Source organism: Chamaesiphon sp. OTE_20_metabat_361 (assembly GCF_031364565.1).
On the sequence record NZ_JANLWO010000446.1, the window covers coordinates 1 to 13191 of the forward strand.

Consider the following 13191-nt stretch of genomic DNA (forward strand, 5'->3'; position numbering starts at 1 on the left):
GAGGTTAAAGATGAGTTTAGGTTATTAGATATCGCCCCATCAGCAAGTTTGCAGAAACTCATCAAGGCTAAATATCCTCATATTGGTTATCGCTCGGCTGACATGATGATGGATGGTGTCGATGATGTCGTAGATATCACTCAAATGGATCTATATGAAGATGACACCTTTGATTTTTTCATATGTTCTCACATTTTAGAACATATCGAAAATGATCGAAAAGCTATGAGTGAGCTTTATCGAGTCCTAACGCGAGGGGGTAAGGGGATTGTGATGGTGCCTGTCGTGCTAAGTTTGCAAGAAGATTATAAAAATCCAGAAGTTACCACCCCCGAAGATCGATGGAAACATTTTGGTCAAGACGATCATGTAAGAATGTATTCCAAAACAGGGTTTATTGACAAACTTACATCAGCGGGTTTTACAGTCGCTCAGCTAAATATCAATTTTTTTGGCTCTGAAGCTTTCGATCGATATGGAATACATCCTCGCTCTGTTTTATATATTGTCGAGAAACCAGAATAGTCATAAGACACACAATTTTACTTAGGTTTAATTTTTATGAATACAACGACATCAGAGCTGGCCTACTTTGGCGGCGAACCTAAGTTCAAAGAAAAACTTTTTGTAGGTCGTCCAAATATCGGAAATCGCGATCGCCTCTTAGAGCGTATTAACGATATGTTAGATCGCCGATGGCTATCTAACAATGGAATTTTTGTGCAAGAATTCGAGCAGCGAATAGCAGATAGTTTGGGTGTGAAGCATTGCATCGCTGTTTGCAATGGCACCATTGCATTAGAGCTAGTGATTCGAGCTTTGGAGTTAAAAGGGGAAGTGATTATTCCTTCGTTTACTTTTATTGCTACCGCCCATGCTTTACAGTGGCAAGAAATTACCCCTGTTTTTTGTGACATCGATCCCAAAACTCATACCCTCAACCCTTGGCGAGTCGAGTCCCTGATTACACCGCGTACATCGGGGATTATGGGTGTGCATTTGTGGGGACAGCCTTGCGACGTGGAAACACTGATAGAAATTTCTAACAGACACAATCTCAAGCTAATGTTTGATGCGTCTCATGCTTTTGGGTGCGCTCACAAGGGCAAGATGATTGGGAACTTTGGCAGTGCTGAAGTATTCAGCTTCCATGCAACTAAGTTTATGAATACCTTTGAAGGAGGTGCGATCGTTACTAATGATGATGACTTAGATCGAAAGTTACGGTTGATGAAAAACTTTGGCTTTTCTGGCTTTGATAACGTTGTTTATCTAGGCACAAATGGTAAGATGCCAGAAATCTCAGCCGCGATGGGGTTAACTTCTCTAGATAGCTTGGATGAGTTTATCGAGGTCAATCGTCGTAATTATCATTGCTATCGAGATGGTCTAGCTAATATTGATGGGGTGTCATTATTCCCTGTGAATGAAACTGAGAGACATAACTACCAATACATTGTGTTAGAAATAGACGAGGGGAAGACGGAAATCAGTCGAGATTTGTTGCTTGAGATCCTCCACGCTGAGAATATAATTGCTAGACGATATTTTTATCCTGGTTGTCATCGGATGGAACCCTATCGCTCTTATTTTCCTCACGCGGGTCTATTGTTGCCTGAGACAGAAAAGCTAACCCAGAAGGTTTTAGTTTTACCAACGGGGACAGCAATTTCCGAGGATGACATCAAAAAAATCTGTCACATATTCAGAATAGCAATCACTAGCGATCGTACTCGAAATAGAGATTTACTTAAAGCATAAGATTGACTATTAAATCAAAAAATACAACGATATGGCTTGGTTGACTAACGAACAAATAAGTAACATGGGTTTTGCTAAAGTTGGGAGTAATGTTTTACTATCTGACAAGTCTTCTTACTATAATTGTCCCAAAATTCAGATTGGGAATAATGTCAGAATTGATGACTTTTGTGTTCTATCAGCAGGATTGGGTGGTATCTCTATTGGTAGAAACATACATATAGCTGTTTATTCGTCACTGATAGGAAACGGAAAAATAGTCTTATCTGATTTCTCAAATCTTTCCTCACGGGTATCTATTTACAGCAGTAATGATGATTATAGTGGGATTGCAATGAGCAATCCCACTATTCCCACTGAATTTACAAACGTCACTCATGCTGATGTTATCGTTGGTAAGCACGTTATTATTGGTTCTGGGTCAATTATTTTGCCTGGGGTCATTATCTGCGAAGGCGCAGCAATCGGAGCTTTAAGTCTGGTAAAAAAAGATTGTGAAGCGTTTACTACATATGCTGGATATCCACTGAAGCGGATTGGCGAACGCAGTAATAACTTGCTGGAAGTTGAAAAATTGTTTCTCAAGTCAGAAGAATCCAAGCTTAATTAACCTAATCAATGCTTTCAATAACCCCTCTTGTTAGTATTTGCTGTATTGCGTATAATCATGAAAAATTCATTCGATCGGCATTAGATGGGTTTTTTATACAACAAACAAGCTTTGCGATTGAAATTGTCATTCATGACGATGCGTCAACCGATAATACTACTAATATTATTCTAGAGTATCAGAACAAATATCCCGGTTCGATCGATATAATAATGCAAGCTGAAAACCAGTATTCTCAAAGAGGATTTGGATTTATAGCCGATCTTTTTGCAAAAGCACAAGGGAAATACATTGCGCTCTGCGAAGGTGATGATTATTGGATAGATCCCCTTAAATTGCAAAAACAGGTAGATTTTTTGGAAAGCAATCCTGAATTTGCCATTTGCTTTCATAAAGTCAAGATTGAAGAGGAAGGTAAATTCAAGGATGACTATATTACTGGTGGTAATCCTCCGATCGTATCTAACATTATCGATCTAGCTAAAGGTAACTACATTCATACCCCATCCTGTGTATTCAGAAATAACACATCAAAAATACTGGGAGCAAATTTTGCCGATTCTCCTTTGGGAGATTACTATATAAATATGATGAATGCTCAGTATGGCAACATTTTCCATATAGATGAAATTATGGCTGTCTATAGGATTCACAGCAGTTCTACGTTTTCAAGTCAAAGTAGGAATTTTCAAATTGCAAAGACTATAAAAGCCATAGAAGTAATTTCTAAAGATTTACAAAAACAAGAAGTAGAAGTGAGACAACAATTAATAGATGCACATATTCATTTGACTATGGACATCTACGATAGATCGTTACTAATAAAAGATTTTGAAAATACAAGTATAACTTTTTACCCTAGTGAATATAGACAGAGACTTATAGAAAATCTCATAAATTCAGAAGAGAAAATAGCAATTTTGACAAATCAGCAGGAATCCATTAAGTGGTTAATAATGAAGCTGGTAAATAGTGTCAAGAAGAGAATTTTAAAAATATTTACTTAAAATAGAACATTTATTTAAAATAAATAAATTTCATTGTCAATTACAAATCAAAATGTACAGTAGGTTGTGGACAAATACATTCTATATATGAAACCATTTATCTCAGTCTGTATTCCAACTTATAATGGTCAAAAGTACCTTAAAGATACTCTCGATAGCGTTCTCCTTCAAACGTATAAAGATTTTGAAATTTTAATTGTTGACGATCGCTCTTCTGACAATACGATTGATATTGCCGAAGAATATGCGGCAAGAGACACTCGGATCGAAGTTATTAGAAACCCTCAAAATTTAGGGCTTGTGGGAAATTGGAATCGTTGTATCGAACTTGCTAATGGAGAATGGATCAAATTCGTCTTTCAGGATGATATGATCGCGCCAAATTGCCTGGAGAAACTCTTCGCAGCAACTCAATTGGGTAAGCCTATTATTTACTGCCGTCGGGAATTTATCTTTGAACCAGAAACTGACGAAGAGGTCAAGATAGCTTATCTAAATCATCCTTCTGCCCAAAATCCATTTGGTGATACTGTAAATATTTCGGCTCAACAGTATTCTGAACTTGCGCTAAAAGAAATTGGAGTTAATTTGGTTGGTGAGCCTACTTCTATAATGTTACACAGGAACGTTTTTTACCAATTTGGCTTGTTCAATCCTCATTTGATTACAATCTGCGATTTAGAATTCTGTACCAGAGTTGCTATTAATACTGGAATTAGTCAAGTACCAGAAGTTCTCGCACAGTTCCGAGTACATGGTACATCTATGACCTCTTTCTGTAGCAAGAACCGCAATTATAGGGCAAAAATTTTAGATGAATTGCTGTTGATTCATGACTTTGCTTTTCACGTCGCTTATGCTCCAATACGTGCTGTAGCTCAACAATATTATCCTGAAATCGATCTCGCCCATCTTTTCGATCAAAAAACTTTTTCAGCATGGAAAATGGCTCGAAAAGGAGAGTATTCTAATGAAGAGTTTGCCTTCTCGCCGCATATCGAACTAGAGAAAGTTTCCAAATTTTATCCTTTAATTACTAGAACAATCAATCGAAATGCTATCGAATTTTTAAAGCATGATATACTTCAAAAAATGGATTTACTTGTCACTTCGATGAAGGGTCGGATCAAGCATTTTTCACCTGTTGTAGAGTATATGAAGGATAGGTTGAAAACCAGTAAAAAAAGTTAATATTTATCACTCAACAGATGTTTGTTCGATCGAAGTTATTTAGATAGGGTAATAGTTAAGATTGAACTTAACATGAAAATATTTCATATTTGTACAATTTCAAATAACTTACAACAGTATGAGGAGATGAAAACTTCCTTTATTGCGGCTGGTTTTGATTTAGAGAAATGTCGTTATTCTCTTTTTGATAATTCGGAGAAAAACCAATTCGATCCCTATCAGATCTTTAAGGTACTTAAGTCCACAACTATTGAGCCTTATATTATATTGTGCCACCAGGATTTACTTATCGATAAAGGTGATGACTTCGATCGACTATTCAAGCTCCTGACGGAATTAGATGAACTCGATCCCCGTTGGGCGATCGTTGGCAATGCAGGTATTAGCAGTAGTCACGGCATGGTTGCCAAGATTACAGATCCCAATGGTACTCCTAAGTGGCAAGGAGCTTTACCCCAGCAAGTTCACTCCTTAGATGAAAATTTTTTAGTAGTTAAGACGAGTGCAAATATTGCTAGCTCTGAAAATTTGCGAGGATTTCATTTATATGCTACGGATTTATGTCTGAATGCACTTCTGAATAAACAAACTTGCTATGTCATTGACTTCCATCTTACTCATTTGAGTGGCGGGAAAATTGGAACTGAGTTTTGGGAAGTTCAATCAATTTTTTATCAAAGATGGTACCCAGAATTTAATTTCTGTTACGTGCAAACAATTACGGGTGTAAATATGTGTTTCAGTAAGTACAAGTTATTGAGAGCTATTGGTTCGCAGCAAAGAGTAAAATCGTGGTTGTCTCAATCACCACTGCGTCCATTAGTATTTCTAGATTAATAAAATACTATTTTGATTCATAAACCTGTGAACCCCCAAAACTATAACATGGTAAAAGTTAGTGTAATTATTCCCAACTATAACCATGCTCTCTTCTTAGACCGACGGATTGAAAGCATACTCAACCAAACGTTTCAAGATTTTGAAATAATCTTCCTTGATGATAATTCTACCGATCGCAGTAAAGAAGTTTTTGCTAGGTATGAAGACAATCCAAGAATTACTCATGCCATTTTTAATGCAGAGAATAGTGGGTCTACCTTCAAACAGTGGAATAAAGGTTTTAGCCTAGCCGCTGGTGAGTATGCCTGGATTGCTGAATCAGATGACTATGCTGCTCCTCGATTTCTTGAAGAATTAGTCGCGATTATGGAGCAAAATAAAAATGTCGGTCTTGTTTACTGTCAATCGTGCCTAGTTGACAACAAGGACGAGATTATTTCTCCAAACTTTCTTGAATATACAGATTGCTTTAATTCAAAAAGATGGAATGCTAGCTATTTGAATGTAGGAAAAGATGAGTGCATCAATTTCTTGGCGGCGAAGAATACAATACCTAACGCCAGCGCAGTCTTAATTAGAAAATCTGTCTACAGATCGGAAGTCGATCGAGGCAATGAGATATTTAAAGTAACTGGTGATTGGTTTACTTGGTCGAAAATACTTTTGGTTACAGATATATACTTTGTCTCTCAATCACTCAACTATTTTAGATTTTCTCAGGGAAGTGTTTCACGAAACAATTCTAAACTCGCACTAATTGTTGAGGAAAGTTTGTCAATCGTCGAACAAATTGAGGAGCGAGTGCCGATATCCGATCGAGCTAAGGAAATATTTTTTTGCTTAGTTTCAAGCTGGTGGCTTAGTTATCTAATTTCAGAAAAAGTTCTCTTTAAGAGAGAGCTTGATTCCTACCTAAAGATTGTCAAATATGCTTCTTCCTATAAATTTATATTCTCTTTTCACTGGCAATTAGGGGTAGTTCTATTAAAACGACTGCGGTATCTAATAAAATTGGGAACACGATTAAGAACGCTCAAAAATTATTTAAAAGTCAGAACTCTTGTCTGATTGACAATATTGGAGCCACTCTGGCCCAAATCCAACTATGAGGTAACTTGACTGTATTTCTATGACAACCAAGTAATTAATATCGTCCATAATATTGGTCTTTCACCACGCAGCGAACTAGAAATCACCTGCGTCAACTGAAAATATCTAGAGCTGGGTAAAGACAAGATGATAATGACTAAAGCAAAAGCCTAATTTTATTTTCATGAAAATTTTACATATCAATCAGACTGATATTGGCGGTGGAGCAGCTATTGCCGCCTATCGTCTCCATGAAGGTTTATTAGCACAAGGACTAAGCTCTAAACTATTAGTGGGCGAAGCCTTAATTTCTGACTCAAGGATTGAAGTCATTTCGCAAAATACTCACCTTAACGATCGATTATTTAGACTAAATGGTCGATTTGGCTTACTTTATCTTAATATAGCTAGCACTTTCGATATTCCTAAGCATCCGTTCTACCAAGAAGCAGACATTTTAAATCTACACAATTTGCATAGCAGTATTGGCTGGTTTAATTATTTAGCTCTTCCCCAGTTAACAAAAAATAAGCCTGCTGTGTTCACGCTGCATGATATGTGGAGCTTTACTGGACATTGCGCTTACAGCTATGATTGCGATCGATGGAATAAAATCGGTTGTGGCAAATGCCCTTATCCCAATGAATATCCCAATATTTATCGTGATAATACTAAAATAGAGTGGAAGTTAAAAGATTGGGTTTATGATAATTCCAATCTAACTGTTGTCGCTCCCAGTAAGTGGTTGGCAGAACAAGCCAAAGCGAGTATGCTCGGGAGATATGATGTCCACTGTATCCCCTATGGCATCGATACAGAGGCTTACCAACCGATCGATACTCAAAAATGTCGAGAAGTTCTTGGGCTACCAGCAAACCAAAAAATTATTATGTTTGGGGCTACAGATCTCAAAGATACTCGCAAAGGGGGAGATTTACTCGTTCGATCTTTGCAGAGCTTACCAGAAACTCTCAAGGCAGAAACTATATTACTGACTATTGGTAGTCGGGGAGAACAAATCGCTAACCAGGTAGGAATGAAAGTTGTCAGCCTCGGTTATCTTAATAGCGATCGCTTAAAAGCAATTGCTTACTCTGCGGCTGACTTATTTATATTTCCTACTCGTGCAGACAATTTACCTTTAGTTCTACAAGAAAGTATGGCTTGCGGCACGCCAATGGTATCTTTTGATATTGGTGGTGTACCCGATCTAGTCCGTCCTGGAATTACTGGCTACTTAGCTAAACCAGAAGATACACAGAATTTTCGCAATGGTATCATTAACTTATTAGAAGATGACAACCTTAGAAAACAGATGAGTATAAATTGTCGAGACATTGCGTTAAAAGAGTATGCCCTCAACATACAAGCTCAAAGATATTTTGAATTATATGGACGATTAATCGGTGAATGTACATAGCTGAATCAATTAAAATATATCAACTGCTAAATGTTTGTAAAACTATCTAAATTTATAAGTAAAATTGATTTCCATTTAGGAGCTTTTGTCAAAGCAGCTCTAGTAACAACTAATGGCTGGGTCTACTTTTCAGAATATCTGCCTAGTGAGGCTATCATTATATCAATTGGGGATGGGATAGGTAATCAATTATTCAAGTATGCTTTTGGAATATCAATCGCAAAGCAGTTATCTAAAAATTGTATAGTGGATATCATTCCTTTTCAAGGAGATATGGAGTATCAAAGGAGTTACAAACTCGAATTTTTAGGAATAAAAACTGAGCAATTACTATTTGATGTAAACGAAGAAAGTCTAATTAAATATTTTGCTTTCTTTCACTATTTAAAATTAATAAATAGATTAATCCCTTTCTATTTGAGGATCTATGTTGACGAGAATGATATCAAAAGGCTGGAAATACATCATCAAAAATCTAGCATTAGAAAATGTGTATACTTTAGTGGGTATTGGCAAAACAAGGATTATATTTCTAGTTACTCTTATAAAATAATCCAATCCCAAATATTAGAAAAATGTAGCATCTCAACTAATGCAAGCAAATGGTTGGCCAAAATTGAGAATAGAGCATCAGTTGCTGTTCACATTAGACAAACTAAATTTAATCCTAGATTGCAACCAAGTTACTATATACAAGCATATGATTTAATCAAGAAAATTATTCCAGATGCAAAGTTTTATATTTTCGCAGATGATTGGGAGTGGGCAGAAAATAATCTACCTTTTTTATCTTCCAGTGAACTTGTTAAGGGCAATAATGATATCGATGATTTTTATTTACTCTTGTATAGCCGAAATACAATCATAGCAAACAGTACATTTAGTTGGTGGGCAGCATACCTTAAACCTTACGAACAATCTATAATAATTTACCCTAAACTATTAGATCCAAAATTAGAAATAGTGGACAAGTGGATCAAAGTTTGAAAAAAGAATTATCAAGATCGGGATCGGAAGTTTTGAGAAATTGAAGAAGCCAATAAAAGTAACTCCCATTTAAATACAGTGTCTGCAAAAAAACTAATTAGTATGTTGTCAAATTTTTTAACTTAGTTATTTGTTTTAGTCCTAAATATATGATAATTCTGCAAAATATCAAAAGTAATATTTACAATATTGCTCGAACTCTTTTCTACAAAATGTCCGATCGATTCAATTTATATAAAAGACGCAAGGTTCTTAAAAATACAGTAGCTCATAGCTTGCAATCCAAATACTTAGATTGCTTTGAAATGTTACAATTGATCAAAGAGAATTCTCAACAAGATATATGTATATATGACGTTGGCGCTTGTATCGGAACGTTTACTATTCTTGCCAAAGGACTTTTCCCAAATTCTATTGTTCATGCTTTTGAACCTTTACCAGACCATTTCCAGAGACTCAAAAGTGATACTCAAGGTATAACAAATATTAATCTACATCAAATTGGATTGGGCGCAGAAAATAAAGTTACAAGGATTAATGTAACTAATAATTCTGATTCTTCAAGTATTTTAAAGCCATCTACGCAAATTAAAAAGTACTGGGATATTAGTACTGTGGAAGTTAGAGAAATTAAAATTTATAGACTAGATGACTATGTTAAGAATGAGACACATTCAATACAGATGCCTGACCTGATAAAACTAGATGTTCAGGGGTATGAATTAGAGGTCTTAGAAGGTGCCTACAGATGTCTTATGCAAGCTACGTGGATAATTATTGAAATTAGCTTTGAAGAGCTATATGAAGGACAACCTTTATTTCATGAAATAGTTAATTTCATGGCTAAAAATGACTATTACTTATACTCTCTAGGTAAAAATACTAGTACAGGACTTCACCCATTGGTTCAAGCCGATTGTCTTTTTAAAAGAAATAAGTTGGTATGAACCCAGTAGAAAAACATGTAAAAATCGCAAAACGTAACGAAATCATCTTAATTGATATATCTACCTGGAGAGGCCATCATGCAATATATTTCAAGAGCATATTACGATCGCTAATCGAGCGAAATTATTTTGTTCATGCTACATGCGAAGATAATACAGATCTGAGTAAATGGATTAAAAGTCTGAACGAACAGAACTGCTCTGTATTGGATTTTAAATTATCTCTAATAGAAAAGATATTTTTCAAAAGCTTATTTATCTTAGATAAAATAATCAAACTTGTATCTAAAAACTCACCTTATCAATTTTCATCTGTAGCTTCTATATTATTTTCCAAAAACTTAATCAGAAAGATTGGCAGAGATGTTCCAGTCTTTTTTGCTGATGCCGATACATCTTTGCCAGCAATTCCTTACTGGTTTGCAAAGCTGCTGATGCCCTCTCAATGGATGACGCTAGTAATTCAACCATCCTATAAATCTTCTATTGCTTGGGGGAGACAAAAAAGCCGCAAACGGTTCGTAGCCGAAAAATTATTTGCTTTGCCTTCATGTAAGGCAATATTAGTGTTACATCCAATTTATTTGAAATTTTATGAGAGTCGGTTCCATGTAAAAAAGTTTGTAGCTTTGCCAGAAATAACTGATGTGACTATTGGGAAAGAATATGAAGTACCCAAAAATATATATCACCTAGCAGCAGGACGAAAAATAGTTTCTATTACTGGTGCATTGCTACCAAAGAGAAACTTAAAGCTTTTCCTAGAAGCAGCTCAAAAATTAGATCCAGAAAAATATTTTATTCTAGCGATCGGACATCTACCGTCGCAACTATACACAACAGTAGAAACACAGCTAATTAAAAAGTTATCATCAAGTCTATCAAATAACTCTTACCTAAGATTTGATTATTATATATCTGAAGAGGGTGAATTCAATCAATTATTAACTATATCAGATATCATCTACCTTCAATATCAAAATCATTCTTTTAGTAGTAATATATTAACAAAAGCAATCTATCTTAGAAAGCCTGTCATTATCGCAGACAACTTTATAATGAAGAAGGTATTAAAAGAATATCATTGGGGCTATGTAGTGCCACAAGAACCGCATCAAATTGCTCTATCGATCGCAACTATTAGCAACGATTTTATAATTAATGAGGAAAAGTATCAACAATTTTTGACTGACTTTTCCAGTGAAAAGTTCAATCTTGCGATTTGTAATGCTCTTGAATTGCTAGAACAATAATAATATGGAAGATCGAATATCTATTTTTTTTGCTGCTGATGATAAATATGCTAGACATTGCGCTGTTACAATCACTTCTATTATAGAGAACACAGCTAGTCCCGATCGATTAGAATTCTATATTCTTTCCTCTGACATATCAAAAAAAAATAAACATAATTTAGAGAAGTTGTGCTGTAATACTTCAGCTAAGATTTCTATTCTAGATGTAGATTTAACTTTATTCGCATCTTTACCGACGATCTTAGAACATCTCAATCTAAATATGTACTCAAGACTTTTAATCCCCGATCTGTGTCCAGATCGCAAGAAGATCGTCTACTTAGATTGTGACATATTAGTACTATCAGATATCGCTGAGTTATTCGACCTAGAGATAGATAAAAAGCCAATTGCAGCTATTCCTCATATTCAATTGCCCTATCAAGAGGTTTTCGCAGAAACTTTTAATGTCCGAGATAATGACCTTTACTTTAACTCAGGAGTTTTAGTAATAGACACAGAATTATGGAGACAAGAGCAGTATGGTCAAACTATTTTAGAATACTGTTCAAATAACATAGAGCGATTGCATTTTGCCGACCAAGATGCCCTTAATGTTGTATTTTGGGAAAATTATTATCATCTACCTGGCACTTGGAATGTAGAAACACGACTTTATAAAGAGAAGTTGTTAGGAGTTCCTCAAGATCGACAAACAAACGGTCGAATCGAAAGCCCAAAGATCCTTCACTATACAGGGCCGAATAAACCCTGGTCATCTGAGAATTATGTGCCCATGCGTCACTTATATGCTCGGTATAGTGAACAGTTGTCCAATGATTTTGACTGGCTACCATCCAATCTGGAACCTAGAAGGTGTTCTACTCCGGGGTTATTAAAATTTATCTGGACGTGCATATACTTCAGGACAAGTTGTAACTTTAGGAAATTTTTTCCTAAAAAAAGCACGCAATCTTAGCATGAAAATACTCTATATCAATCAAATCGAAACCTGTGCTGGGTGGGGATTGGAAACTTTCATCAACCAGTACTTATTAGAATCTGGAGCGACAACCATTTGCGTCGATTATGAAAAGAATGCCTATTCGCTAGCACGTGAATTGCTAAAAATTAATGAAGATTTTGATGTGGTACTCTTAGAAAGAGGATGCCGCTACCTGATTCCGATAGAAATACTTAAAGCAATTAAACGTCCTAAAATTTTTTTGCTGACCGAGTTAGTAGTGCGTAATCCTAATGAACATTATTTACTTAACTCCGGAATATTTAAACACATATTGTTTAGGTCATTACCTTGTATGGATGAAGCTCTAGCAAAAGATTGGTTGGCAAGAAATCAAATGAGTTTGTTTTTAAGTGCGATCGATCCGAGCTTTCACCGACATATTGAAAATACAAAAAAAGATATCGATATTTTGTTTGTGGGTAATCTGCTGCCAAGACGGCAAAATATTATTGATGAACTAAATAAAAGCTTCGTAGTCACAGCTTGTAGTGCGTTTGGTCAAGATATGGTCAAACTAATCAATCGAGCCAAAATTGTTTTAAATATCCACGGTACCGATCTGCTTGATACAGAAACTAGAGTATATGAAACGCTTGCTTGTAAAAGTTTTCTCATAACAGAAAGTTTGTCTCGTGAGAATCCCTTTAAAGATGGTATTCATTTAGTAGAAGCAAAGAATACTTCAGACCTGAAAGAAAAAATAGCTTATTACTTAGATAATGACTCCGAGCGGGAAAGTATAGCTGACGCAGGTCATCAAGAAGTAATCCTTCAGCATACTTTTGAACAACGAGCAAAACAATTAATCCAAACGATCGAGCCATATTTGTCTACACCCACTCTTGCAGGAGATCCCTTAGCGAGAGTCGCATTAGAACGCTGCGCTAACTGGGAAGTATTCTACAAAGCTAAAGATGAAACTAATAGGATAACTAAACAATATTTAAGTCTAGTTAAGCAGACCATGCTTAGAATACTTTATTCATACATTCAGAAATAAACTATAAAGAGTTAACATTTAAAGTACTGAATGTAAGTCTAATCATTAAAACACTATGGTTGGTAAAACGATCTAAA

General features: G+C 35.6%; 13 protein-coding genes. All 13 read left to right on the plus strand.

Going from position 1 to position 13191, the window contains the following annotated elements:
* Window positions 1-525, plus strand: a 525-nt coding sequence (locus tag RMO35_RS13120) for a methyltransferase domain-containing protein (RefSeq protein ID WP_309741741.1), incomplete at its 5' end; no start/stop codon positions are given.
* Window positions 526-561: 36 nt separating this feature from the next.
* A complete protein-coding gene (locus RMO35_RS13125) occupies window positions 562-1761 on the plus strand; it encodes a DegT/DnrJ/EryC1/StrS family aminotransferase (RefSeq protein ID WP_309741742.1) in 1200 nt (399 codons plus the stop codon).
* 31 nt (window positions 1762-1792) lie between these two features.
* Entirely contained in the window at window positions 1793-2371 is a 579-nt protein-coding gene (locus RMO35_RS13130; RefSeq protein WP_396135008.1) for an acyltransferase, read from the plus strand.
* An 8-nt stretch (window positions 2372-2379) separates the two neighbouring features.
* Window positions 2380-3378 (plus strand): glycosyltransferase, encoded by a 999-nt coding sequence (locus RMO35_RS13135; RefSeq protein WP_309741744.1) that lies wholly within the window; start codon window positions 2380-2382, stop codon window positions 3376-3378.
* An 87-nt stretch (window positions 3379-3465) separates the two neighbouring features.
* Entirely contained in the window at window positions 3466-4569 is a 1104-nt protein-coding gene (locus tag RMO35_RS13140) for a glycosyltransferase family 2 protein (RefSeq protein ID WP_309741745.1), read from the plus strand.
* A 126-nt stretch (window positions 4570-4695) separates the two neighbouring features.
* On the plus strand, window positions 4696-5406 hold the full coding sequence (locus RMO35_RS13145; RefSeq protein ID WP_309741746.1) for a hypothetical protein: 711 nt from the start codon (window positions 4696-4698) through the stop codon (window positions 5404-5406).
* Window positions 5407-5454: 48 nt separating this feature from the next.
* A complete protein-coding gene (locus tag RMO35_RS13150) occupies window positions 5455-6477 on the plus strand; it encodes a glycosyltransferase family 2 protein (protein ID WP_309741747.1) in 1023 nt (340 codons plus the stop codon).
* A 205-nt stretch (window positions 6478-6682) separates the two neighbouring features.
* On the plus strand, window positions 6683-7918 hold the full coding sequence (locus RMO35_RS13155) for a glycosyltransferase family 4 protein (RefSeq protein WP_309741748.1): 1236 nt from the start codon (window positions 6683-6685) through the stop codon (window positions 7916-7918).
* Window positions 7919-7948: 30 nt separating this feature from the next.
* A complete protein-coding gene (locus RMO35_RS13160) occupies window positions 7949-8905 on the plus strand; it encodes an alpha-1,2-fucosyltransferase (protein WP_309741749.1) in 957 nt (318 codons plus the stop codon).
* Window positions 8906-9054: 149 nt separating this feature from the next.
* Window positions 9055-9852: an FkbM family methyltransferase gene (locus tag RMO35_RS13165; protein ID WP_309741750.1), complete on the plus strand. Its 798-nt coding sequence runs from the start codon at window positions 9055-9057 to the stop codon at window positions 9850-9852.
* On the plus strand, window positions 9849-11105 hold the full coding sequence (locus RMO35_RS13170; protein ID WP_309741751.1) for a glycosyltransferase: 1257 nt from the start codon (window positions 9849-9851) through the stop codon (window positions 11103-11105). The genes RMO35_RS13165 and RMO35_RS13170 overlap by 4 nt, the downstream gene beginning before the upstream one ends.
* A gap of 4 nt (window positions 11106-11109) precedes the next feature.
* The gene (locus tag RMO35_RS13175) at window positions 11110-12066 is read left to right on the plus strand and encodes a glycosyltransferase family 8 protein (RefSeq protein WP_309741752.1); all 957 of its coding nucleotides are present in this window, start codon (window positions 11110-11112) and stop codon (window positions 12064-12066) included.
* A 1-nt stretch (window position 12067) separates the two neighbouring features.
* Window positions 12068-13114 (plus strand): glycosyltransferase, encoded by a 1047-nt coding sequence (locus RMO35_RS13180; protein ID WP_309741753.1) that lies wholly within the window; start codon window positions 12068-12070, stop codon window positions 13112-13114.
* Window positions 13115-13191: the final 77 nt, after the last annotated feature.

What these genes read in the sequence shown, in the direction of transcription:
- RMO35_RS13125 (WP_309741742.1), top strand. Translation starts at nt 562, where the DNA reads ATGAATACAACGACATCAGAGCTGGCCTACTTTGGCGGCGAACCTAAG.
- RMO35_RS13130 (WP_396135008.1), top strand. Translation starts at nt 1,793, where the DNA reads ATGGCTTGGTTGACTAACGAACAAATAAGTAACATGGGTTTTGCTAAA.
- RMO35_RS13135 (WP_309741744.1), top strand. Translation starts at nt 2,380, where the DNA reads ATGCTTTCAATAACCCCTCTTGTTAGTATTTGCTGTATTGCGTATAAT.
- RMO35_RS13140 (WP_309741745.1), top strand. Translation starts at nt 3,466, where the DNA reads ATGAAACCATTTATCTCAGTCTGTATTCCAACTTATAATGGTCAAAAG.
- RMO35_RS13145 (WP_309741746.1), top strand. Translation starts at nt 4,696, where the DNA reads ATGAAAACTTCCTTTATTGCGGCTGGTTTTGATTTAGAGAAATGTCGT.
- RMO35_RS13150 (WP_309741747.1), top strand. Translation starts at nt 5,455, where the DNA reads ATGGTAAAAGTTAGTGTAATTATTCCCAACTATAACCATGCTCTCTTC.
- RMO35_RS13155 (WP_309741748.1), top strand. Translation starts at nt 6,683, where the DNA reads ATGAAAATTTTACATATCAATCAGACTGATATTGGCGGTGGAGCAGCT.
- RMO35_RS13160 (WP_309741749.1), top strand. Translation starts at nt 7,949, where the DNA reads ATGTTTGTAAAACTATCTAAATTTATAAGTAAAATTGATTTCCATTTA.
- RMO35_RS13165 (WP_309741750.1), top strand. Translation starts at nt 9,055, where the DNA reads ATGATAATTCTGCAAAATATCAAAAGTAATATTTACAATATTGCTCGA.
- RMO35_RS13170 (WP_309741751.1), top strand. Translation starts at nt 9,849, where the DNA reads ATGAACCCAGTAGAAAAACATGTAAAAATCGCAAAACGTAACGAAATC.
- RMO35_RS13175 (WP_309741752.1), top strand. Translation starts at nt 11,110, where the DNA reads ATGGAAGATCGAATATCTATTTTTTTTGCTGCTGATGATAAATATGCT.
- RMO35_RS13180 (WP_309741753.1), top strand. Translation starts at nt 12,068, where the DNA reads ATGAAAATACTCTATATCAATCAAATCGAAACCTGTGCTGGGTGGGGA.